This is a genomic window from Cytobacillus solani, from assembly GCF_001420595.1.
GTDB classification, from domain to species: Bacteria; Bacillota; Bacilli; order Bacillales; family Cytobacillaceae; genus Cytobacillus; species Cytobacillus solani.
Genome location: NZ_LJIX01000003.1, coordinates 126,448 through 150,827 on the forward strand (window position 1 = coordinate 126,448; position 24,380 = coordinate 150,827).

Below are 24,380 nucleotides of genomic sequence, written 5' to 3' on the forward strand. Positions count from 1 at the left end.
AAAATGATTACTCAACTTCTTCTTTAGCATTATCTAGTTTTGAGGGAACAAACCTCATCATAAATAGGTCTAGTGACGATGGCGAGAAGGCCACACCCGTTCCCATCCCGAACACGGAAGTTAAGCTTCTCAGCGCCGATGGTAGTTAGGGGCTGTCCCCTTGTGAGAGTAGGACGTCGCTAGGCTTTAAATATTCCGCAGTAGCTCAGTGGTAGAGCTATCGGCTGTTAACCGATCGGTCGTAGGTTCGAGTCCTACCTGCGGAGCCATTTTTTCTGAAGATCTATTTGAGCAGGTAGTTTTTATGCTTCCATAGCTCAGCAGGTAGAGCACTTCCATGGTAAGGAAGAGGTCAGCGGTTCGAGCCCGCTTGGGAGCTTACCATAATCAATTATATGGCCCCTTGGTCAAGCGGTTAAGACACCGCCCTTTCACGGCGGTAACACGGGTTCGAATCCCGTAGGGGTCACCATTTTCGGAGGATTAGCTCAGCTGGGAGAGCATCTGCCTTACAAGCAGAGGGTCGGCGGTTCGATCCCGTCATCCTCCACCATTAATTTTATTTTGCCGGCCTAGCTCAATTGGTAGAGCAACTGACTTGTAATCAGTAGGTTGGGGGTTCAAGTCCTCTGGCCGGCATGTTTTATAACTTTCGGAGGGGTAGCGAAGTGGCTAAACGCGGCGGACTGTAAATCCGCTCCTTCGGGTTCGGCGGTTCGAATCCGTCCCCCTCCACCATTATTTTTAATAGCAATATTAAAAATGGACAAGAATAAACTAGTCCTTTTTATTTTTTAAGAATAATCATTGTCCTTTTTGCAAATGATATTAGAATCATTGGGCTATAGCCAAGCGGTAAGGCATCGCACTTTGACTGCGACATGCGTTGGTTCGAATCCAGCTAGCCCAGCCATTATTTTTGAGCCATTAGCTCAGTCGGTAGAGCATCTGACTTTTAATCAGAGGGTCGAAGGTTCGAGTCCTTCATGGCTCATTTATATGATGAAGAAAAGACCTTAAGGGAATGAATCCTTTTAGGTCTTTTTTCTCTTATTCATTGTAAAACGTATTACGGTCAGAAATAAATTCATGAAGCCCAGTGTAAAGGCTACATACTTAAGTGACTAACTATATTAATTTTTAGAATCTTACTCATTTTTCGTATATATATACATGCTTTTGTCGAGTTGAGTCATTTCTTTTAATATGGTTAAAATAGAGATAGATACAGGGATGAAGGGAGAATTTTTTCATGAAGAAGCTTGCCATTATTGGGATGCCTATGGATTTGGGACAAATGAGACGCGGAGTGGATATGGGGCCAAGTGCTATCCGTTACGCTGGTATAAATGAAAGGCTAAAAAATTTATTTGATGAAGTTCATGATCGAGGGGACATTGCTATTGGAAGACCCGAAGTAGAGATAGATCCAGAATCGAATCTTAGAAATTTGCATTTAATTGCTGAAAAGTCAGAAATGCTTGCTAAGGAAGTCGATCAGGTAATTGAAGCAGGTTCATTTCCATTAGTTCTTGGTGGAGATCATAGTATTGCGATTGGAACACTAGCTGGGGTAGCGAAGCATTATAATAATCTTGGTGTTATCTGGTATGATGCACATGGAGATTTAAATACGGCAGAGACATCGCCAACTGGGAATATACATGGGATGCCGCTTGCGGTAAGCCTTGGAATGGGGCATCCGTTATTAACGAATGTTGGTGGATATGCACCGAAGGTTAAGCCTGAAAATATTGTAATTATTGGCGCACGTTCATTAGATGAAGGGGAACGAGCCTTGATTAAGGAGAAGGGTATTAAGGTTTATACGATGCATGAGATTGACCGCATTGGGATGACGAAGGTTATGGAAGAAGCGATTTCCTATTTAAAGGGAAATACGGATGGTGTACATCTTTCTTTAGATTTAGATGGACTTGATCCTAATGATGCACCAGGTGTAGGAACTCCGGTACTAGGAGGCATAAGCTACCGTGAAAGCCATTTAGCAATGGAGATGCTGGCTGAATCTGAGATTATTACATCAGCTGAATTTGTAGAAGTAAATCCGATTCTCGATGATAAGAATAAAACAGCAACTGTTGCTGTAGCCTTAATGGGATCGCTATTTGGGGAAAAGTTATTATAGTATAGTTGAAAGCAAGAACATTATGTTCTTGTTTTTTTATTAGGCATTCAATTGAACTTCTATAATTAATATTCTTTTACACCAATAGGAAAAAAACCATCCAAGTAAGTAAAAATTTGTTAATATAGATATAATGAGTATTTTTTTAAAAAAAGTGAAACCTTTTCCGCTATCGATTCGTAATGTCGATTAGCCGCATGTTGAGCGGAGGTAAAAAAATGGAAGCAATCGTAAAGAAAAGGATAAAACAAGTATTAAAAGGCGATCAGGATGCTTATGCAGAAGTGGTTGAAATATATGGAGAAAAGGTATTTCAAATCTGTTACAGAATGCTAGGAAATAGGCATGAGGCGGAAGATATTGCTCAAGAGGCTTTTTTGAGGGCATACGTCAATATCCATAGCTTTAATATTAATCTAAAGTTCTCTTCGTGGCTTTATCGAATAGCAACAAATCTTTGTATCGACCGGATCAGAAAGAAGAAGCCTGATTATTATTTAGATGCAGAGGTGGCAGGTACAGACGGACTAACAATGTATTCACAAATTGCATCAGATACAAGCTTGCCTGAAGACGATGTAGAGAGCTTAGAGCTACAGGAAACCATCCAGAGGGAGATTTCTAAGCTTCCTGAAAAATACCGTACTGTTATTGTATTAAAGTATATTGAAGAGCTATCCTTAAATGAAATTAGTAAGATTTTGGATTTGCCCTTAGGTACGGTTAAGACTAGAATACACAGAGGAAGAGAAGCATTAAGAAACCAATTACGGCATGTATAATAAAAGAGGGTGAGAACTTTGAAGTGTCCAGCAGAAATGATCATTTATATGCATGAATATTTAGATGAAGAGATCTCAGCCGAAAATGAACAAGAATTAAGAGCACATCTCCAAAGCTGTAAGGAGTGTCAAACACATTTTCATGAGTTACGAAAGACCATTGCTCTTGTTCAGAGTACTTCACATATAAATGTGCCATCGGATTTTACTGCAAAGGTGATGGCTAAATTGCCTAAGGAAAAACGTAAGGTCGGTTTTCAGCGTTGGGTCAGGCATCATCCTTTATTTACGGCAGCTTCTTTATTCATCGTGCTTATGGCAGGAAGTTTATTTTCTTCATGGGAGCAGGATCATGAATTTTCAGTATCCAAGCAGCCAAATCTTATCGTCCAAAATGATACCGTCATTGTCCCTAAAGGAGAAGTTGTTAAAGGCGATGTGACTGTGAAAAATGGAAAAATCCAGATTGAGGGACAGGTTGAAGGCGATGTTACCGTCATCAATGGAGAAAAGTACCTTGCTTCTGCTGGTCAAGTGACAGGAGAAATTAAAGAAGTGAATGCGATTTTTGATTGGCTGTGGTATCACATCAAAAAGACCGCAACAGAGGTGGTTTCTATTTTTGACCAAGAAGAACCTGAAGCAGCAAAGTAAAATAGGAACACTGCATGTATGCAGTGTTCCTATTTTTTATTTCAAGTATATTCCTCATTGGAATGGGATTGCTTTCAATGATATAATATGAAAGTTACGAAATGAATAGAACTAATCGTATTTTGAACAGTCTGGCTCAAGCCCGAAGAGTTCCCTTAATAAGGGCAAGACGCATGCACTGTATTAATATATTTTTGGAGGAAGGACAATGTCGTTGTTTTCAGATTTCTCTATACTGAAATTTTTGGCTAATACTGTTGACATTCTCCTTGTATGGTTCGTCATCTATAAGCTTATTACCATTGTACGTGGGACGAAAGCTGTTCAATTAGTAAAAGGAATATTCGTTATACTCCTCGTGAAAATTATCAGCGATACCTTCCACCTGCAAACATTAGGATGGATGATGGAACAAGTACTTATTTGGGGATTTTTGGCAATTGCAATTATTTTCCAGCCCGAACTAAGAAGAGCGCTTGAACAATTAGGGCGAGGACGCCTTTTCTCAAGAAGTGGCAATCAGGAGGGCGAAGATCAGGAGAAAATGGTAGAGGCGATTGTTAAAGCTGTTGATTATATGGCAAAGCGCCGTATTGGTGCGCTTATTTCCGTAGAGCGTGAAACGGGAATGGGTGATTATATTGAAACAGGTATTCCGCTTGAATCAAAAATCTCCTCTGAATTGCTAATAAATATCTTTATCCCTAACACTCCATTACATGATGGAGCTGTTATTTTACAAAAGAATACGGTTGCTGCTGCTGCGTGCTATTTGCCTTTGTCAGAAAGCCCGTTTATTTCAAAAGAGCTTGGAACACGACATCGGGCTGCTCTTGGAATTAGTGAAGTAACAGATAGTTTAACCGTAATCGTATCAGAAGAGACCGGCAGTGTTTCGCTGACGAAAAATGGCGAGCTGCACAGGGATTTGAAATCAGAAGCATTCAAGGAATTGCTTACGAATGAACTAATCGCTAAAAATAATGTAAAACAAACTTCTTCAGGACGTTGGAACTGGAGGGTGAAGAAAAATGGATAAATTTATCGATAAACTTGTTGATACCCGCTGGTTTATGAAAATAGTTGCCTTAATCCTTGCCTTACTGCTTTTCCAATCCGTATATGATCCAATTAAAAATGTATCGAATGTAAATGTTCCAGGAGAGCAAGACACAGAGGTACTATCTGATGTTCCGGTTAAGACGTATTATGATACAGAGAACTTAATTGTCACTGGTGTACCAGATACGGTTGAACTTACAATAAAAGGACCAAAAAATGTCCTTCAGCCAGCAAAGGTACAAAGGAATTTTGAAGTGTATGTGGATTTATCTGATGCCGAAATAGGTACAGAAAGGGTACCAATCAAAATTAGGGATATTTCGGATAAATTGGATGTGACCATTGATCCGGCATATGTCAATGTCAGTATACAAGAAAAGGTTACAAAGGAATATAAAGTTGATGTTGAATTTGATCAGTCATTAGTTGAAGATGGCTATATTTCAGAAGCACCTGAGGCTGAGCCAAAGAAAGTGAAGATAACCGGTGCGAAAGATGTAATCGAAAGAATTACCTATGTAAAAGCGGCCGTAAATATTAAAGACCCGATTAAGGAAACCGTAAGAAGAGAAGCTCAAGTTCTTGTATTAGATAAGAACATGAATAAGTTAGATGTATTCATCGAACAGGAAACGGTGGATGTAATTATCCCTGTTAAAAGCTTGAGTAAGGTCGTACCAATTAAAATCGTTGAAAAGGGAAGTCCGCCAGAGAATATTTCTGTTGAATCGATTTCACTTGATGTAACCGAAGCAAAGATTTATGGCAGTCAAGAGGTGCTGGATAAAACGGAAAATGTAAGAGTGGAAGTGGATCTTAGCCAAGTGAATGGAAATACAGAAATCACTTTGCCAGTCATTATTTCGGATGAAATAAAAGAAGTCAATCCAACGACTGTTAAAACAACAATAAAGACGAGTGAAAAAAATAGTGAAACAAGTAAAAATAATGAAGAGGCAGATGAACACAAGATGTTCTCAAATCTCCCTATTCATCTAACGGGACTAGCCAGCGAATATGAGGCTTCCCTCCAGACACCAGCTAATGGGGCTAATTTAACGGTTACAGGGAAACGCGATAAGATTGCAGAGCTGCAGGCGAGTGACTTTAATGTCTTTCTGGATTTAGCTAATTTAAGTGAAGGGGACCATGAAGTAAAAATTAGTGTTAAAGGTCCGACGGATATTGATTGGAAGCTGGCGACGGAAACGGCAAAAATATCGATTACTCAAAAGGAAGTATAATCTAGAAAAACGAAAGAAGGAGCGATAATAGGTATGGGAAAATATTTCGGTACGGATGGAGTACGCGGGGTCGCAAATAGTGAATTAACCCCTGAATTGGCCTTTAAATTAGGTCGATGTGGAGGATATATTTTAACTAAGGATAAAAATCACCCGAAGGTTTTGATTGGTCGTGATACACGGATTTCAGGCCATATGCTTGAAGGGGCTTTAGTGGCAGGCTTACTATCCATTGGTGCGGAGGTTATGCGCTTAGGTGTTCTCTCGACTCCAGGTGTTGCCTATTTAACAAAGGCACTTGGTGCGGAAGCGGGAGTGATGATTTCTGCCTCCCACAACCCTGTTGCTGATAATGGGATTAAATTTTTCGGTCCAGACGGATTTAAGCTTTCAGATGAGCAGGAGCTTGAGATTGAAAGCTTAATGGATATGGAGGAAGATCAGCTGCCTAGACCAGTTGGAGGCGATCTTGGGCAAGTAAATGATTATTTTGAAGGCGGACAGAAATACCTCCAATATTTAAAGCAGACGGTGGATGAGGATTTTTCAGGCATACATATTGCTTTAGATTGCGCACATGGAGCAACATCATCACTTGCATCCCATCTATTCGCAGATTTAGATGCGGATTTATCCATGATTGGTGCTTCTCCTAACGGGTTGAATATTAATGAGGGAGTCGGTTCCACACATCCTGAAACCCTTGCCGCATTTGTGAAGGAACGGGAAGCGGATATTGGTCTGGCCTTTGATGGAGATGGAGATCGCCTGATTGCGATTGATGAGAATGGCGATATTGTCGATGGTGACCAAATTATGTACATTTGTGGAAAGTATCTGAAGGAACAAGGCCGATTGAAGCATAGTACAGTTGTTTCAACTGTTATGAGCAATCTTGGTTTCTACAAAGCACTTGAAGCAAATGAAATTGAAAGCATTCAAACCGCAGTCGGAGACAGATATGTGGTTGAAGAAATGAAGAAGAACGGCTACAATCTTGGCGGTGAGCAGTCTGGCCATATTATCTTCCTCGATTATGTAACAACAGGGGACGGACTTTTATCAGGTTTGCAGCTCGTAAATATAATGAAAATGACAAAGAAGCCATTATCTGAGCTGGCAAAGGAAATGCAAAAATTTCCACAAAAGCTTGTCAATATTCGAGTGACTGATAAACATCATGTAACAGATAATGAGAAGGTACGTGCGATTATTACTGAAGTTGAGCATGAAATGAAAGGAAACGGGCGGATATTAGTACGTCCTTCAGGAACGGAACCACTTGTGAGGGTGATGGCGGAAGCGGCAACAGAGGAGCTGTGCAATGCCTATGTTGAACGTATTGCCTCAGTTGTGAAGCAAGAAATGGGTTTAGACGAAGAATAAGATATAGAATGCATAAGGGAACGAAAAGACTCCCTTATGCATATTTTATTTAAAGGGGTGTTCAAGGAGCTCCTCTTTCGTTTTTGGTTGACTAGTTGCTGCCTATATTGTATGATTATCGTGCTTTGTAAATTTTTTTACAAAATAGTGTTTAAAAAAAAGAAAGGTGGGCAGTAGGATAATAGAATGGAATAGAAGCGCCTGGACTAATTCCGATCGGATAGAGGGGATTAGTTGACGAGGAGGAGGTTTATCGATCAATCGGCGGATGCCTCCCGGTTAAAGCAAACCGTCATCTCTTCTTTAAAGCATTAGGGTAACTTAATGGACAAAGAGTAGGGAATGCTAATTTACAAAGCAAAAAGAGTATCGTATGTTCAGGTGGAGTTGTCTGACATCATACGAATTTAAATTTAACTACAGAGATAAGGGGCAAGACTGCCCTAATTGGCTTCTTGCCCCTTCTCATCAGGAGGAAAAGAAGTATGTGCGGAATCGTAGGATATATTGGATTAAATGATACGAAGGAAATTCTACTTAGAGGTTTAGAAAAGCTTGAATATAGAGGCTATGACTCAGCAGGAATTGCTGTAATCAATGAAAAAGGCGTTCATGTTTTTAAAGAAAAAGGCCGTATAGCAGATTTACGTAATACAGTTGATTTTGATGTGCTTGCCCAGACTGGAATTGGTCACACTCGCTGGGCTACTCATGGGGTACCGAGCACGATCAACTCTCATCCTCATCAAAGTGCATCAGGCCGTTTTACGCTTGTTCATAATGGTGTCATTGAGAACTATGAAATCTTAAAGCGTGAATACCTGCAGGATGTGAACTTTACGAGCGAAACAGATACAGAGGTCATTGTTCAGCTAATTGAAGTATTTGCTGGCGAAGGGCTAAGTACTGAAGAAGCGTTCCGCAAAACGCTTCAGCTATTAAAAGGATCCTATGCACTTGCACTTTTAGATGACCAAAATGAAGAAGCAATCTTTGTTGCAAAAAACAAGAGTCCGCTTTTAGTAGGTTTGGGTGATTCCTTTAATGTAGTTGCTTCTGATGCGATGGCGATGCTGCAAGTGACAGATCAATATGTAGAGCTGATGGACAAAGAAATGGTAATCGTAACAAGAAATGCAGTGACGATTAAAAATCTTAATGGGGATGTTATTACCCGTGAGCCATATACAGCCGAACTTGATGCAAGTGATATTGAAAAAGGCACATACCCTCACTATATGCTTAAAGAAATTGATGAGCAGCCTTTAGTGATGCGCAAAATTATTCAAAAATATCAAAACGACAATGGCGAGTTAACGATTGATCAGGAGATTATTACTGCCATGAATGAGGCAGACCGCATTTACATCATTGCAGCAGGTACTTCTTATCATGCAGGTCTTGTTGGAAAGCAGTTCATTGAAAAATTGGCAAAAATCCCTGTAGAGGTACACATCTCAAGTGAATTTGGCTACAACATGCCTATGCTTTCTGAAAAACCATTGTTCATCTTTATCACACAAAGCGGGGAAACAGCTGACAGCCGTGCCGTTCTTGTTCAGGTAAAGGAAATGGGTTATAAAGCCATTACAATCACAAACGTACAAGGCTCTACGCTGTCACGTGAAGCGGATTATACTTTGCTGCTGCATGCTGGTCCTGAAATTGCCGTTGCTTCAACAAAAGCCTACACGGCACAACTAGCTGTATTAGTCATCTTAGCTGAAGTAACGGCAAAAAGCCGCGGCATGGAACCGAATTTCAATCTTGTCCGAGAGTTAGGCATTATCGCCAATGCGATGGAAGTGCTTTGTGATGAAAAGGAAGAATTCGAATCAATTGCCCGTGAGTTTCTAACAGTTACCCGCAACGCCTTCTTCATCGGACGTGGCATCGATTTCTATGTAGGCCTTGAAGGTGCACTAAAACTAAAAGAAATCTCTTATATTCAAGCGGAAGGATTTGCTGGAGGAGAGCTAAAGCATGGTACAATCGCTTTAATCGAAGAAGGCACCCCTGTTATCGCAATAGCAACACAAGAAATTGTTAATTTAGGTATTCGCGGAAATGTCAAAGAAGTCGTTGCCCGCGGCGCTAACCCGTGCATCATCTCCATGAAAGGACTGGAATTTGAAGGCGATACCTTCATCATTCCAGAAGTGCACGAACTATTAACACCTCTTGTCTCTGTTTTACCACTACAACTTATTTCTTACTATGCTGCACTGCACCGCGACTGCGATGTTGATAAGCCGAGAAACCTGGCTAAGAGTGTAACGGTGGAGTAGGCAGGAAGGGTTGCTTTGTAAAAATTGTCTCCAGACAACTCAGTCGTGACTCAGACAACTTAGTCGTGACCTAAACAACTCAGTCATGACTCAAACAATTCAGTCGTGACCTAGTGTTTATTAAAAAGTAAGATGTACTCTTGAAAATCTAAAGGAATGTCTCAATTTTGGAGACATTCCTTTTTTCTAACTTATAATATTTAATTCCTTCTTCAAATTCCTTTGTGATGATAAAATGCGATAAAATTCTTATTCAAGAATTTTGCTTAATCATTTCTTCTACGTAATTCAGGATATTGGGATAAGGGGAATTCCCTTCCAAGAATTGAGATACCACAACCAAAGGTAATATAACTATATCCCTTTTCTTGGAATAAAGAACACTATAACTCCCACGATTATAGACTCCATCAAGTTTGGATGAATAATGGTATACAGACTCAAACTCATACCAGTAAAAGTCTTGCTTTATATTATTTTTAATAACTTCTCCTATATATGCACCTATGCGATTCACAAAATTACCAAAGTACTTATTCAACAGTTCTGTACCAATTACAGTATTCATTAATCTTTTTGCATATAAATCAATATATCGAACGCTTTCAACAGTGAAATCTAAATTTCTTCTAGTAAGGTTATCTTTATCCCAGGCATCTTCAGAAACATCCTGATACATTAATTTCGCTATACCTTTTAAATCATTTTTTCTTAACTTTGTTTTGTATAAGAAACCAAACATACGTTGATAATGCTCCTTTATCAATTTTTATTTAAACTAATTATAACCCATATTTCTTTATCCATTTGTGAAATCGTTTATGCTATTAATTGGCCCTTTTCATGAAGAAAGACGCTATCCTTATTTCAGAAAAGCGCCCGATTATGGAATATTGAAGAACTTCAAAGTTACAAAATAATTCCTCAGTTATTTTGCTCAAACCCCTGTTAGTTGAATACCACGCTACTCTTTAAAGGCACTTCCTGAGATATTGACTCTCTTTGATACAAAGAAATATACAAATACATAAACAAATAAACTTCCAATTACAAGATAGTATATTTTAGCAGTAGAAGTATGAATAAACATAGCGAAATATAGAATAAAAAATTGTGCATATAGTATGACCAAGACAAACTTTAAGAAAGAATCTTTTATCTGAGATTTAGAAATAGGATAAAGTAATACACTTTGTTTAATTTCATGTTGTAAAGGAATTACTTGAAATCCAGTCATAAATAAAATTAGGAGATTAAAAATCCAACCACTTGTTGGCATAGCATAATTAACAAATATGCCAATTAAAGTTAGTCTTAAATAAAGGTAAAAGTAATCATTATATCTTATAAACAAGTGTGAGTATAAATACATGAATGTGCTGCTTTGACTAAATCGGATACACCTTTTCACAATTATAGTGAGCAAACGTCTATTCCGAAAAGAACGTTTAAGATTAGGGACATCCATGAAAATATTAATAAATTTAAAGTTTCTTAATAATGCACTTTCTTCTTCAGCTATTAGCCACTGCCAATTCAGATTTCTTTTTTTTCCTATAAAATAAATTAAATAGACGAAATTTACACTCATTAAAACAAGTTCAAAAATCCAGTCATTTTTAAACAAAAAATAACACATTAAATATATTGAAAAAAACCTATTTAACCTATGTAACACAAATTGTACATGGTTCTCTAACCTTTGTTCAGTCCACTTCATTAAAATGTTATAAGCAGCAATCCCCACTATAAAAAAAAGAAGGGGAAGATTTATATTAGTTGTGTGCAAAAATAGGGATAAAAAAACAGTTATGAAACTTACCAATTTAATAACATCAATAACAAAACTATATATAAGTGATTTAATAAAATACGACTTTAATCCCCATTCTAATGGCAACAAAAACATTATATCTGCCCTTTTAACAAATGTACGAACTTTTGTCTGTATTAAAATGTAGGTTACAAATAGTGATAAGATTACTTCAACAGATATTTGAGGAGGTATCCACTGAAGAAATAAATTAAAATAATATATAAAGACACTACTAATGATCAGAAAAAAATAAACAACATTCGCACCAATTATTGAATAGTACCTGAACATTTTTCTATAATATTCCTGAACCCTTAAACCCCATAATGTTTTTATATCCATTAGTACACCCATACTTTCATTGAATAATATTCAAATTGCACTATATGTATAATTTAATTAGCATTTCAATAATGGGATTAACCTGTTCCTTCGTTACATTGAAAATTTTAACATAAATATCCAAATTGAACACCACTTGGTATTCAATTAAATGGCCCGTTTGTTGAACAAAGGTAAAACTTATTTCTAAACTAATCCGCTCCGATTGTTTAATAAAAAAAAGCGATCCTTCATTATTGAAGAATCACCATCCGCTATATCTCTTCCAAAGTTTCCAAATTTCAAACTTATGATTTATTAATTTAATGGCAACATGTAGTTTTCGTAGCTATTAGGTCACACTTAGTTGCCTATAAAAGTACAAGGGAACAAATAATGGGTCATATTTGAGTTGTATAATATTAATTATTTTGCATCAATAATCAAAGTTTCAAGGAAATTTAGGTCACGACTTTGTTGTCTGAGAACAAAAATTGTGTCTAACGACAACTCAGTCGTGACTCAAACAACTTAGTCGTGACCTATACAACTCAATCATGACTTAAACAATTCAGTTGTGACCTAGAAACCTGTATTTTTATAAACAAGGTTTTTGATATTTAAAAAAGTAAGTTATTTCTCTAAATAAAAAAACAAGGAATGTCCCTTTCATACGGGATATTCCTTGTTAATTTTTAATCTAATTCCCAACTTATGCTGTTTTGAAATAAAGTTTGATCGATAGCACCTTACAAACCTGTTTTTATGGTAAATGTGAAAATTCCAAAAAAAGATTGATCAAAATGGATTCTTCTTCAACAGCCTTAGGTTGATTTTTATAAAAAATTTTAATCATTTTCTACCTAAGTTGTTCTACAATCGCGCCAATTGGTAAATATGGATTCTCTACTGAATAGTATCGTTGTACTGTGCAACAAATGGAACTGTTATTTCCCTTGGTAATTATTGTTTCATCTCACAAGTAGACCCTTTAGGGGGATTTATGAGGTTTTTAATAGTAGATTACATAAATTGACTAACTCCATCTATTCGCTAATTGTTTTATTTTTTCGTTCCCCAGCATATTGGATTGGTAGGATTTCCACTCACTTTTTTTTAGCGTTATTTCTTCCTGAAATCCTCTAACTTCAAGTAGTATCACAAAATCTTCATTCGAAGGATCAATATAGTAGTACCATTCAGGTTTAATGATTCCTTTTCCATTAATGTCATCTTTTTCAGCCTCGTTAATCATTCGGATATATGAGTCAACAGCTCCTCTTACAGCATCTATTAACAGGTTATCTTCACCTATCCGCACAACCTCACCTCATCATTTTTTTAATCCATCAAACACTAGCGTTTTTATTATTTATGTTTTAAAAAAGGTATGAATTCTACTTTTAAAATATTCGTAGATTTCATACCTTTTTAAAATATTATTTATTTAGTTTTTCTTTTACGTTTACATTAGCTGCTCTAAGACCAAATTTAGAAAATTTGTATCTCATGTATAGTGAAATTTTATCCTCATGAGTTGATAGAATGATTTGTTTATCACGAAAATCATTTCGAAGTAACTCTACAAAAGAAGCCATATTTATTTCATCCAACGTCTGAGCTGGGTCGTCTATTAGAATCGTGTTTAATCCACTTTGATTATAAACTTTGTTTAGAGCTAAAGTGAGAGAAAGCACGGTAGCTGATAGTTGACCTGAACTAAAGGAATGGACGATATCATGGTCAGTTTCTTCAGGAGGTACAAAATTGATGGCTTTCACTTCAGTATCTTCGTCACTATCGTTTTTCTCTTCTTTAATAAATACACCAATGCCTCGTTGGTGATTCTGTATAATTTTCCCGCTGTAAATATAAAACGGAATTTCTAAATCATTGATCATTTTTCCTCTATGCTGGTTTATTTTTTTATTGTAAACAGCAATGATATCATCTAGATTTTGACATAATGATTTTACTTTTTCCTGTCTGGCAGTAAGTTTTTGTACTTCTATAAAAAACTGGTTCGACTGCTCATAGAAAGTATGTTCAATATAAAGCTTCTTATGTTCTATATCTTCGACTTTAATTTCATCAACCAATTTAGAATCCGAATTAAAAACGTTAACGAAAATTTCTTGTAATGATTTGTAATTGTCCATTGTAAATTGTTTTGTGGTTTGGATTCGGGATTCTAAGTCTGAAATAAACTTTTCAGTTCTTTCCTCTAGATCGCTAACAAATTCTTTTTCCTTATTAAAATATTGCTCAGGATTAATGCCAATATCCTCTAAGAACACTTTTGCTTTATTAACATCTATACCTAGATTTCTATAATGTTGTAGTTGAAGGAAGAAGTCATCTTTTATTCTAGAATCATCTGAAATATAGCTTTTTAATTGATCTATCATATTCTGAAGAGTTGTGTTATACATTTGATTAATTTCTTTAACTACTTTATTTGAATTGCTATCTAAATCTTGTTGTAACTCCATTGTCTTTTGTTCCAATTGTTTCTCTAATTCTTTAAAGGATTTCCAATCCTGTCCACAGTATGGGCAGTGTTGATTTATAATAGAGTCCGGTTTCATATTAACAAGACTGTAAAATTGACTTTTTAAACTCTCTCGCGCACTTAGAAGGTTTTTTACAGCATTCGAAAAGTTATTTGTATTATTATTAAGCGATTTAATAAGATCAATTTTTTCTATTAGTGAATATTTATCAGTCTGCAGATTTAAAGTTTCAAAAATAATATCCCAGTTAATATAACTTGTGAGGATATTTCTCTCTTCAAGGACCTTTAAGTAATTTTTCAAACTGTTTTTTGTTTCATTCTCTTTCTTAAAAGTCTCAATTTCCTCGTTAAAAAAACCAAGTACGATTAGTGCAGATAATCTTTCTTTGTTTGCAATAATTTGTGATATGTAATTATTTTTCGTTTGTTTATTGAAATCTTCAAAATGCTTTTTAAACTGTATGATTTGGTTTAGTTCCGATATGTAAGTGTCTTTTTTATATTTATCCAAATTATCGAGTCTTTTGCTGTCCCAAGGCTTCTTATTTGTAAAAGGTAACAATTTTATGTATTCCACTTGTTTTAACGTTCGAACATTATCTGATTCTTTTTCAGTTACAAATCCTTTAAATGTTTGAATTTCTTTTTCGATTTCCCTTAGCTTATTTCTTAGCACTCTTCTAGCAGTCTCTAGTTTATCTTTTTGCTGATATTCTTCATGTATATTGAATAGTTTACTGATGACTTCAATTCTTTCTTTCTCATTTTTTTTAAATAAATGACTCGAATCTTCTTGCTCTACATAATGATACAAACTATATCTGTCAATAAAATCATTCACTTTAAAAACCTTTTCAAGTTCAAGTTTTTCGGTAATGGTCTTGTCTGTCATATCATCATCAATTGTTTTTAATTCATGAAGCTCATAGTTAAATTCAAAAGGTTTTTTACCTGTTGGTCTAAGTTTAGTTGGATCAATTCTTCTGCCAAATACCCTTATTTCACTCCAACCCTCTCCAACAGCTTTTAGTTCAATTTTTACTACAACAGGTTTTTCTTGATTTTTTGCGAATAAATAATCCTTATATCCTCTTGCTGTAACAGCTACTTTGTATTTTTGAATTCGTTTTATTTGCCCTGTTAAAACAAGTTCAATACTGTCAAAAATGGTTGTTTTCCCAAATCCATTTGGACCATCTAACACCGTGATGTCTTGATCTTCAAATGAAATTACTGCTTTATCGATGGTTTTGAAATTTTCAATATAAAGTCGATTAATATATAACTTGCTATTCACCTTCTTCCACCACCTCTAGCTTTTCAAGTAATAATTCTAGATTCATTTCATCTTTTGATTCAAAAGATATAATTTTATCTCTTATTTCTAGTTGATATACGGTCAATTCATTTTCTATTTCATTTTCTAGGTTGGAGAGTTTTAAAGTGTCTATTTCCATGGTTAAAAAATGAAGTTTAATAAAACACTTTGAAATTAGGTCGTAGATTAAGCATGCCTCTTTATTAGATGGGCTTTTGAACTCTGAAAACATTTCCTTGTTTTGTATTATTTGTTGAAATACATTTGTAAAACTATCTTCATTTTTAATTTGCTTTTCAACCAATGAAAACTGTTCTTTTGTGTAAGATAATACATATTTTTTAAAATCGTAAGGATCTTCTTCTAAGTCATACACAAATGTGTTCAATTTATTCTCTAATTGAACTGAGTCTTCTTGAAGGAGAATCAGTAATGAAAGATTTTTATCAATGCCTTGTTCATGATTTGTTTCAACAATGTATTCAAAGTACTTATCTACAACCTTTTGCAAAATTGATTCAACAATTTTAACCTCTTTTAATTCTATTACTAAGAAAAAGTCAAATCTGTCTTCTTTTGTAACTTTTGCAAAGAATGACAAATGCTCGATATTCGATTCAAATTCAGGCTGTATTTCTTCTACAATATAACCTGCTTCATGAAATAGTTTTTTTATTATTTCTATCATCAGTTACCTCCCTGAAACCGTGGCTTTACTAACAAAATGAATTTGTTTTGGTAATGTGATTTTTTCTTTTTTTCGATCCCCTTCGGTTCTCTCAGCCTCAGAATCAATCAAATCTTCAGAACGTTTCCCCCCGTAAACCCCATCTAACAATTCAGTTAAGTAGAATTTATTATCGAATAGTAAGTCAAAAAGATTTTTATCATCTTTTAAATTCTTGACGATATCCCTTCCAACTATATCAGGATTATTGCGGTCAATAAGAGTTAATAAATAATCATCATTATCTTTAAGAGTAAAGATATTTTTTACAGTTTTCCCATGTATCATTTTGTGAGTTAAATCAAACAAGCAATAAAATAACATCCTACGGACACCAGACTCATTTAAGAGCTTCCTATATGTGTTTAAATCAAGTGATTCAGTAGAGATGTTCTTTATTTCAGGGGACAACCTGCGGCATAATAAAATAAAATCAACAGCTGGCAGCTTCTCTAACAGTTCCCATTGATTGGACCATATATTTTTAACAGTCTCAAACCTTTCATTATCTAATTGATTGTCTTCACAATATTGTTCAAAAAGAGAATATAGTTCTTTCAGTAAAAAATTACTTAAGGTCTCAGCAGTACAGCCAAATACATGTTGATCATAAATAATCTCATAAAGATCAATTAACTTTAGACAATATGTCGTATCTGATCCATCGTGAATTTCAGAAATCTTTTGATTAATTCTTTTTAAGAGGTTCAAATAGGCATATGAATACTGTTCTTTTGTTTTATAGGTATAGTTTTCATGATGATTAGTATAAAAATGTTCCAGTTCTAGCTCAATATTATCTTTAACGTCTCCAAGTGGGATTGATTTTTGTGCAGGAATATACCCGCTTACATCATCATTGCGTTTAAAAATATCCAATTTCTCATCAAAAAGTTGCTGCTCGAATAACTTTTCTTTTGTATTTTCGTAAAGTTCTTTTTTATTTTCACTAATGCTTGAAGGGTTATAACTTTTTAGATTACTAATTAAATCTTCTTTTTTAAAATCCTCAACTTCACACGCTGTATGTAATGAAATTTCAATAACAGAGGGGAACTCTATTGCCTTTGCAAAAAGTTGAAGAATAGCTTCGGTATATCCTGAGATTTTTTCCTTATTTTGAAGTGATTTTACTTGATGAAGTGATTTTAATTCTCCGTTATAAAATATTGAAAAATCCTCGTGCTTTTCTATCTCTATTTCATATTTTTTTATTTCCTCAATATTATTCCCGATTTTATTTAGTAGGCATAGCGCTGAATAGATTGTAATATTCCCTTGATATGTAAATCCGCTCCAAGAGGAAGTTGCATCACCTCTTTGGATTAGATCTTTTAAGTTGGCATTAATATGAGTCAACTTTACTCTCCCCCCTCATTATCTTTTTCACTAATACTACGCTGGCACCTTAAATTATTTTTACTTTACTTAAATTTCGAAAAAATCTTTTTACCCTTCTATTTTACTATAATTAGACTATTTTCCAACTATTTTCCTATAAATAATTACCTACCTAATGATAAGAAAAAACTGTTATTTTCAAAGTCAACAGCGTTTTCTTATTTATGGAAAAACTTATTATTAATTTATCTTTTTAAATGTGATGGTTTATTGTTTATGAAGTGTATTAAACTCTTTAAATCCGTTACTATGATATGTTGTAAAATCTGGATTTTTTTGTTATAAGATAGGGGTAAGTGTAAAATATTGGAGGTGAAGATATGGCAAGAAGTCGTTACACTTGGACTGAGGAAAAAATTGCGAAATATTATAAAGAAGGAAGAGGAACTGGTGAGTTAAATAACTATCTTCCTTGGCTAACTATACATGATGTTCCGAGTAATGGCAGATCTCACCGCCCCAAAGGTTGGAAAACAAAAAGAAAGCATCAATTACTATCGGATTTAGAGCTCTCATTTTTTTATTATTTAGAATGGAGCAATAAAGTAGTTGATATTAGAGAACAATTTCCTATTGACCGCGAGGATACCTTAGATATTTCCTCACAGAAAAATATCCCTCACCCTTTTGAAGAAAGTACTCAAACTCCTATTGTGATGACCACAGATTTTTTGGCAACTTGTCGAGCTGGTAATGAAATATTCTTTATAGCACGCTCAATTAAACCTAGTGAAGAACTTGAAGATCCTAGGGTATGTGAAAAGCTTGAAATAGAGAGGCAGTATTGGGAGGATAAGGGCGTAGAATGGGCTATTATTGACGAAAAAGTAATGCCTAAACAGTTTTTTAAAAATTTAAAATATATTCACGAGTATTACGACCTTGTAAGTAAAGATGAAGAGGAGATGAGTTTGCACTTCCTTGATTTTCTAATAAATCAATCAAAAAAACATTCTGAGAGAAAATTAATCGATTGTTGTAAGGATTTTGATTCACTTTATAACCTAGATGATGGCTCTAGTATATATTACATAAGGCACTTATATGCGCGTCAATATATTGTTCCCGTTGATATGGATAAACCCATTCAACCTCACAAAATCAACTTAAACGGAATGTCTTTTACAAAAGGAGGATTTAATAATCAATATGGAAGTTCTATCAGTTAACGAGCTTATAGTAGATCTTGATACTGAAAAAACTTACAGAATTTTATGGATTGATGAGGGCTACATTATCTCCTATGTAATCGACATTAATGATAAAAAAGCACTGCCTTTTATTATGACCATTAAGGAAATAGAAGAAAGAGCAAAAAATGGTGACTTTACAATCAGAATTGACAGAGGGATTGTTTTAAATCGAACTCCTACAATTAATGATATAGAACATAGAGATAGAACCTGGAGTTACATTAAACCTATTGTTGATTTAAAACCTGCAATCTACCAAAAGGAACATAGAAATCTAATTATTAAAAAGGCGATGTCTGAACATAACATTGGATCACATAATACATTACTTAAAAATTTAAGAAAGTATTGGCAAAGAGGAATGGTAATCGATTGTCTTTTTCCAGATTATGCTTTCCCCGAAATAAATGACAACATTAGTAATATTAACCCTAATCTAGAGAACAAAGAAAAAATCAAAAAGAAAACAGGAAGACCTAAAAAGAATGGTAAAGGCGGAATTGTAATTACAGAAGAAATTAAGATGCAATTTGAAAAATCTATAAAGAAATATTACTTAAACCAGAGGAAGCCTTCCTTAAATTATGCTTTTAAAAAGATGACAGCAGACTACTATACTAAATTGAAGTATTACGATGATGATGGAAACGAAAAGAGAATTCTCCAGCCGGAAGAAAAAAGGCCGACCCTTCGACAGTATCAATATTGGTTCAAAAATGAATTTGAAAATGATAAGGTGACGATCGCAAGAGAAGGCCGATATAAGTATGAGCAAAATTTTAGGGCCGTTTTAGGTTCTTCCACCGCAGAAACTGAAGGGCCAGGAGACATCTTCCAAATAGATGCTACACCAAGCAATGTATATTTAGTTAACCGATTTAATCCAAATTGGATAGTTGGTAGACCTACAACGTACTTCATCGTTGATGTTTACACCCATTTAATAACAGGACTTTACGTAGGGCTAGAAAATGCCTCTTGGAAAGCAATGATGAATGCAATGGTTAATACTTGTATGGATAAAGTAGAGTATTGTAAAAAATTTGGTATTAATATTTCTCCCGAGATGTGGCCATCTAGCCATTTGCCTAGCAATTTTATTGGGGATAGAGGGGAACTGGCTAGTCACGGAGTAGACCATTTAATTGAAGGATTGGGTCCACGAATTAGTAATACCCCACCCTACCGTCCAGATTGGAAGGGCATTGTTGAAAAATTATTTGACACTTCTCAGGAAAAAATTAAGCCCTTTTTACCAGGATATGTGCATAAAGACTATGGCGAAAGAGGTGCAAAAGATTATCGCTTAGAAGCAAGTTTGACAATTGAGGACTATACAAAAGTTTTAATTAATTTCATCCTGTTCTATAACCATAACTTTTATATGGACGAATATATCAGAAGTGAGGAACAAATAAGAGATAATGTTCAACCCATTCCAATTAAATTATGGGAATGGGGTGTAAAAAATGCTGCAGGTAAATTAAAGAAGCACAAAATTGATGAAGTGATGTTCTATTTACTTCCTAGGGCTACTGCTACAATAACCGAAAAAGGTATTAAATATAAAAGAATGTTATATACACATCCAAGAGCTTTAAAAGAAGGATGGTTTTCAAGAGCTAGGCAAAAAGGCAGCTGGAAGGTAGATTTCTCATATGATCCAAGAAATATGGATATTATCTATTTGCATACAAAAGATGACGAACTTTTCATACCATGTACCTTGTTAGAACATCACAATAGGTATATGAATAAAACAATTGAAGAAATTGAGCAACTTTTAGAGTTTGAATCTGAGGATCATAGGAATTTCGAACATACCCAATTAGAAAATGAATTAAATTTCTACTCCAATATAGAAAATGTAGTGGAAGCGGCTAATAAGAATAAAAAAGAAAAATTGGACTCTTCCTTAAGTAAATCTGAACGAACCAAAAACATAAAAAAACACAGGAAGGAAGAACAATTTGAAAGGAGAAATGATGAAACACTAAAACCACATTACAGTGAGGGAAATATCGTTGAAGATTCCAAAAAGGATAATCTAATAAATATAGATGATAGTACGTTAAAAGTATCTATAAAACAGTTGTATGTAAATCGAGGGCGGAAAAAATAATGGAAAAATTAATCAAGTTAGACAATGATGATTATGCTATTATTGCACAATATAGGGAACAAGAAGTTGTTGATTATAGAAATAACCCATTAATAGAAGCACTGCCCCCTATTCTTTCTACAGAGGACGCTTTTCAGCAACTAGAATATCTTCCTGAATACAATGAGAAAGAAGTAAATTTGTCGGCACATCATCGATTTCATTCACTAATTCGATTAACAAGATTTTACCAGCCTACGGAAAAAACTTTGGAACTTGAAGCGAAATTTTCAAGGCTAATTAGAGGCGGCTATGTTTATCGAAACCCTAATAGCAAAACTCATGCGGAAACTCTTATTGAACTCCATAGAAGACTAGAAAATAATGAGCCATTAGGTCTTCCCCCTAACATCAGTAAGACTGCATCGAGTTTAAGTATGATTGGTTTTTCAGGGATGGGGAAATCTTCTACTATAGAAAGAGTGTTATCTCTTTATCCTAAAGCTATTGTACATCAATATCCATTGAATATAGTGCAACTTCCTTGGATAAAACTTAATTGTCCTAATGATGGATCACCTAAAACACTGTGTTTAGATTTTTTTATTAAAATTGATGAGATTCTAGGAACTACATATTTTAAGGATTACGGAAAGAAAGGTGATTCATTAAGTTTTCTAATTATTAGGGTTGGGCAATTAGCAAGGGCACTTTGCTTGGGTGTATTAATTATTGATGAGATTCAGCATTTGTTAACAGCAAAAGATGAGGTATCATCAAGCATGATGAATTTTTTAGTAACACTGGTAAATGAAATTGGTATTCCTATCATGTTGATTGGAACAACAAAAGCAAAGGAGTTATTACAAATTAATTTCAGACAAGCAAGAAGAGCCGGTGGTCATGGGGAGATAATATGGGAACAAATGAAAAATGATGACAACTGGGAAGTATTAATGACAAGTATGTGGGAATATCAATGGGCCAAAAAGAGAGCACAATTATCAAAAGAATGGTTAGATGCCCTTCATGATGAAAGCCAAGGCATTGTTGATATTGCTGTAAAATTGTTTTTATTGGCTCAATCTTATGCAATTGAAACAGGAACCGAAGAAATATCACCCAAAATGCTTAATATTGTAAGTAATAAATACCTAGTTATGGTCCAGGATATGCTTAAAGTATTACGTTCGGGTAAACCTGAACAAATAGCTAAATATGATGATATAACTCCATTTGATATAGAAGACTTTTTATCAAGCAGGAAACCTATGATCAATATGAGAGATAAAATAACTGAACAGAAAGAAAAGTTAGCTGAAAAAAGAATGCAAAAAGAACTTTCAGTTTTAGAAAAGGTAATTCTAACTCTTATTAATTTGGATGTAAGTGAAAAATTAGCCGAAAGCGTTGCAAAGAGAGTTATAAATGGAAATACAGGTATTAGCTCTAAAGAAGCAGTACAAAAAGCTTTAACAATTATTAGTCAAATAAATGAATCTAGGAAAGCCAATCCTTCCAAAAATAATAAAAGGACAACGAATATTATTTTTAAAATAGTTGATAATGGGAGAAAGGAAAAAAAGAGTGCTCATAACTCCCTTTTAGAAAAAGGTTTAATAATTGCACCATTTTCTGACGATAAACTATTTTAAATGAGGATATTTATGCTAGGATGGTTTCCGAAAATTCATGATGATGAATTATTATATAGTCTTTTTGCAAGATATTATAAACAAAGTCCAAATATTAGTATAAGAGATGCTTTGTTTGATCTTTTCAATGATACAAGAGCAATACTTACTCCTGATTTTCCAACAAATTTGGAGACTTTTGCAAAGAAAGTACAAATATTTGGGTATGATAATTTGGAGTACTTAGTATTTAAACATACTCCATTTAATTATTATACGAATTTCCTTGAAGAATTACAGAAAGAAGCCGTTTTTAATGAAATAAAAAATCATCAAAGCCAAAATGTCCACATGTTAATGGGTATAGTTGCAAGCACAGTAAAAGAAACCACATTTTTTAAGTTCTGTCCTACTTGTTTACAAAACGACTTAAAAACGTACGGGGAATCTTTTTGGAGAGTAACTCATCAACTACCCAGTGTATTTTTTTGTCCAGAACATAATACCTTATTGCATAATAGTGCTGCCTATTATAGAAACAAAAATGCAGCTTTAGTTATTCCAGATAATTTTAATTGCATTACTAATTCATTTAGCAGAACTATTAAAGAATCGCTATCGGAAAATGAATTGGATATTTTATTTGAAATTTCGCTTGAGAGTAAAAAACTACTATCCCAGAAGTTGACTTATGATATCTCAAATCTAAGCATTTACTATAAGGAGTTACTCAAAGAAAAAGGGTTTATTTCTCTAAATGGGATGGTTAGTCAAAGAGATTTGTTCCAAAGTTTTGTTTCGTTCTACGGAGAAAAAATACTAAGAATTTTGCAATCTATTCCTACTTCTGAAGAAGGATCTTGCTGGTTAAGAAATATTACGAGAAAGCATAGAAAATCTTTTCACCCAATTAGACATATTCTTTTTTTAATTTTCCTTGGGAAAAAGATTTGTAATATTGATTCAAATATTGAGAGTGTTGGACCTTTTGGAAAGGGCCCTTTTCCTTGTCTTAATTCGGCAGCTGATCATTATAAAAAATTTGTTGTTACTGACTTAGCTGTAAAAAAATGTACGGATACTGGAAAACCATTAGGTGTTTTTACTTGTTCATGTGGTTTTCAATATTCTAGGCTAGGTCCAGATCTTGAGGAAACAGATCAATTCACTTTCAGGTATGTTCGAAATTACGGTGAAACATGGAAGCGAAAAGTAGTAGAGTATATTGAACATAATAAACTAAGTTTTAGTAAAACAGCTCAACTGCTAAATGTAGACGTTGGTACTGTAATTAAGTACTATAATTTAGAAAAACTAGGGAAATTTAAATCACCTTCTGAATCTAATGCTATTTTATTAAAGGAAAAATATTGTAATGAATGGCAAACTACCAAAGAAGCAAATCCAAATCACTCAAAAACAGAACTCCGAAAGTTAAATCCCAAAGTGTATACATGGTTATATAGAAATGACAAGGAATGGTTAAATAAGAATTCTCCTCTTTCAAATAAGAATAAAGTGTGTAATATTAGAGTTGATTGGAATCAAAGAGACGAAGAAGTTTTGAAACTAATTAAAGCCTTTTTGAAGACAATTGATAAGAATGCCAAGCCCGTCCGAATTAGTAAAAGGTATATAGCAGTTTCTATTGGCAAGCTTAGTTGGATAGAGAAGCATCTTGAAAAATTACCACTTACTAGACAATTTATTGAATCAATAGTTGAATCCTCATTAGATTATCGAGAAAGACTTAGCGAATGGAAAAAATTCATTTAGAGTTAGTGGTGAT

General features: G+C 34.5%; 17 protein-coding genes, 8 tRNA genes and 1 rRNA gene. 20 read left to right on the forward strand and 6 right to left on the reverse strand.

Going from position 1 to position 24,380, the window contains the following annotated elements; translation table 11 throughout:
- Window positions 1–68: 68 nt before the first annotated feature.
- From rrf to glmS, 16 genes are all read left to right on the forward strand, one after another.
- A 5S ribosomal RNA gene (rrf, locus tag AN957_RS00690) occupies window positions 69–185 on the forward strand.
- Between the two features lie 9 nt (window positions 186–194).
- A tRNA-Asn gene (locus AN957_RS00695) sits at window positions 195–269 on the forward strand.
- A 37-nt stretch (window positions 270–306) separates the two neighbouring features.
- A tRNA-Thr gene (locus AN957_RS00700) sits at window positions 307–379 on the forward strand.
- Window positions 380–397: 18 nt separating this feature from the next.
- Window positions 398–472 (forward strand) — tRNA-Glu (locus tag AN957_RS00705).
- 5 nt (window positions 473–477) lie between these two features.
- Window positions 478–553, forward strand: a tRNA-Val gene (locus tag AN957_RS00710).
- Window positions 554–566: 13 nt separating this feature from the next.
- Window positions 567–639, forward strand: a tRNA-Thr gene (locus tag AN957_RS00715).
- A 15-nt stretch (window positions 640–654) separates the two neighbouring features.
- Window positions 655–738: transfer RNA gene (locus AN957_RS00720), tRNA-Tyr, on the forward strand.
- Between the two features lie 100 nt (window positions 739–838).
- Window positions 839–913: transfer RNA gene (locus AN957_RS00725), tRNA-Gln, on the forward strand.
- 8 nt (window positions 914–921) lie between these two features.
- Window positions 922–994: transfer RNA gene (locus tag AN957_RS00730), tRNA-Lys, on the forward strand.
- Between the two features lie 258 nt (window positions 995–1,252).
- Window positions 1,253–2,149: an arginase gene (gene rocF, locus AN957_RS00735; protein WP_053477962.1), complete on the forward strand. Its 897-nt coding sequence runs from the start codon at window positions 1,253–1,255 to the stop codon at window positions 2,147–2,149.
- A 218-nt stretch (window positions 2,150–2,367) separates the two neighbouring features.
- Window positions 2,368–2,931: an RNA polymerase sigma factor SigW gene (gene sigW, locus AN957_RS00740; RefSeq protein WP_053477963.1), complete on the forward strand. Its 564-nt coding sequence runs from the start codon at window positions 2,368–2,370 to the stop codon at window positions 2,929–2,931.
- 18 nt (window positions 2,932–2,949) lie between these two features.
- Entirely contained in the window at window positions 2,950–3,585 is a 636-nt protein-coding gene (locus AN957_RS00745) for an anti-sigma factor family protein (RefSeq protein ID WP_053477964.1), read from the forward strand.
- A 208-nt stretch (window positions 3,586–3,793) separates the two neighbouring features.
- The gene (cdaA, locus tag AN957_RS00750; RefSeq protein WP_053477965.1) at window positions 3,794–4,624 is read left to right on the forward strand and encodes a diadenylate cyclase CdaA; all 831 of its coding nucleotides are present in this window, start codon (window positions 3,794–3,796) and stop codon (window positions 4,622–4,624) included.
- The gene (locus tag AN957_RS00755) at window positions 4,617–5,891 is read left to right on the forward strand and encodes a CdaR family protein (RefSeq protein ID WP_056681743.1); all 1,275 of its coding nucleotides are present in this window, start codon (window positions 4,617–4,619) and stop codon (window positions 5,889–5,891) included. The genes cdaA and AN957_RS00755 overlap by 8 nt, the downstream gene beginning before the upstream one ends.
- A 33-nt stretch (window positions 5,892–5,924) precedes the next feature.
- Window positions 5,925–7,277, forward strand: coding sequence for a phosphoglucosamine mutase (gene glmM, locus AN957_RS00760; RefSeq protein ID WP_053477967.1), 1,353 nt, complete (start codon window positions 5,925–5,927; stop codon window positions 7,275–7,277).
- 485 nt (window positions 7,278–7,762) lie between these two features.
- Window positions 7,763–9,565, forward strand: a complete 1,803-nt coding sequence (glmS, locus tag AN957_RS00765; protein ID WP_053477968.1) for a glutamine--fructose-6-phosphate transaminase (isomerizing) — start codon at window positions 7,763–7,765, stop codon at window positions 9,563–9,565.
- Window positions 9,566–9,818: 253 nt separating this feature from the next.
- On the opposite strand, the gene AN957_RS00770 is transcribed toward glmS, so the two are convergent.
- The 6 genes from AN957_RS00770 to AN957_RS00795 form a co-directional block, all read right to left on the reverse strand.
- A complete protein-coding gene (locus tag AN957_RS00770; protein ID WP_056681746.1) occupies window positions 9,819–10,307 on the reverse strand; it encodes a hypothetical protein in 489 nt (162 codons plus the stop codon).
- A gap of 222 nt (window positions 10,308–10,529) precedes the next feature.
- Window positions 10,530–11,735 carry an ABC transporter permease gene (locus AN957_RS29050; RefSeq protein WP_082446464.1) on the reverse strand — a complete coding sequence of 402 codons (1,206 nt, stop codon included), beginning with the start codon at window positions 11,733–11,735 and terminating at the stop codon, window positions 10,530–10,532.
- Between the two features lie 1,003 nt (window positions 11,736–12,738).
- Window positions 12,739–13,023, reverse strand: coding sequence for a hypothetical protein (locus AN957_RS00780; protein WP_056681753.1), 285 nt, complete (start codon window positions 13,021–13,023; stop codon window positions 12,739–12,741).
- 118 nt (window positions 13,024–13,141) lie between these two features.
- Window positions 13,142–15,514 (reverse strand): AAA family ATPase, encoded by a 2,373-nt coding sequence (locus AN957_RS00785; RefSeq protein WP_056681756.1) that lies wholly within the window; start codon window positions 15,512–15,514, stop codon window positions 13,142–13,144.
- Window positions 15,507–16,223, reverse strand: a complete 717-nt coding sequence (locus AN957_RS00790; protein ID WP_056681759.1) for an ABC-three component system middle component 1 — start codon at window positions 16,221–16,223, stop codon at window positions 15,507–15,509. The genes AN957_RS00785 and AN957_RS00790 overlap by 8 nt, the downstream gene beginning before the upstream one ends.
- 3 nt (window positions 16,224–16,226) lie before the next feature.
- Window positions 16,227–17,621: an ABC-three component system protein gene (locus AN957_RS00795; protein WP_056681762.1), complete on the reverse strand. Its 1,395-nt coding sequence runs from the start codon at window positions 17,619–17,621 to the stop codon at window positions 16,227–16,229.
- A 362-nt stretch (window positions 17,622–17,983) separates the two neighbouring features.
- On the opposite strand from AN957_RS00795, the gene AN957_RS00800 reads away from it, so the two are divergent.
- Genes AN957_RS00800 through AN957_RS00815 form a run of 4 tightly spaced genes read left to right on the forward strand, consistent with a single transcriptional unit; the run spans window position 17,984 to window position 24,367 of the window.
- Window positions 17,984–18,832, forward strand: coding sequence for a heteromeric transposase endonuclease subunit TnsA (locus tag AN957_RS00800; RefSeq protein ID WP_056681765.1), 849 nt, complete (start codon window positions 17,984–17,986; stop codon window positions 18,830–18,832).
- Window positions 18,813–20,978 (forward strand): Mu transposase C-terminal domain-containing protein, encoded by a 2,166-nt coding sequence (locus AN957_RS00805; RefSeq protein ID WP_056681768.1) that lies wholly within the window; start codon window positions 18,813–18,815, stop codon window positions 20,976–20,978. The genes AN957_RS00800 and AN957_RS00805 overlap by 20 nt, the downstream gene beginning before the upstream one ends.
- Window positions 20,978–22,612: an ATP-binding protein gene (locus AN957_RS00810; RefSeq protein WP_056681771.1), complete on the forward strand. Its 1,635-nt coding sequence runs from the start codon at window positions 20,978–20,980 to the stop codon at window positions 22,610–22,612. The genes AN957_RS00805 and AN957_RS00810 overlap by 1 nt, the downstream gene beginning before the upstream one ends.
- A gap of 12 nt (window positions 22,613–22,624) precedes the next feature.
- Window positions 22,625–24,367, forward strand: a complete 1,743-nt coding sequence (locus AN957_RS00815; protein ID WP_056681774.1) for a TnsD family Tn7-like transposition protein — start codon at window positions 22,625–22,627, stop codon at window positions 24,365–24,367.
- Window positions 24,368–24,380: the final 13 nt, after the last annotated feature.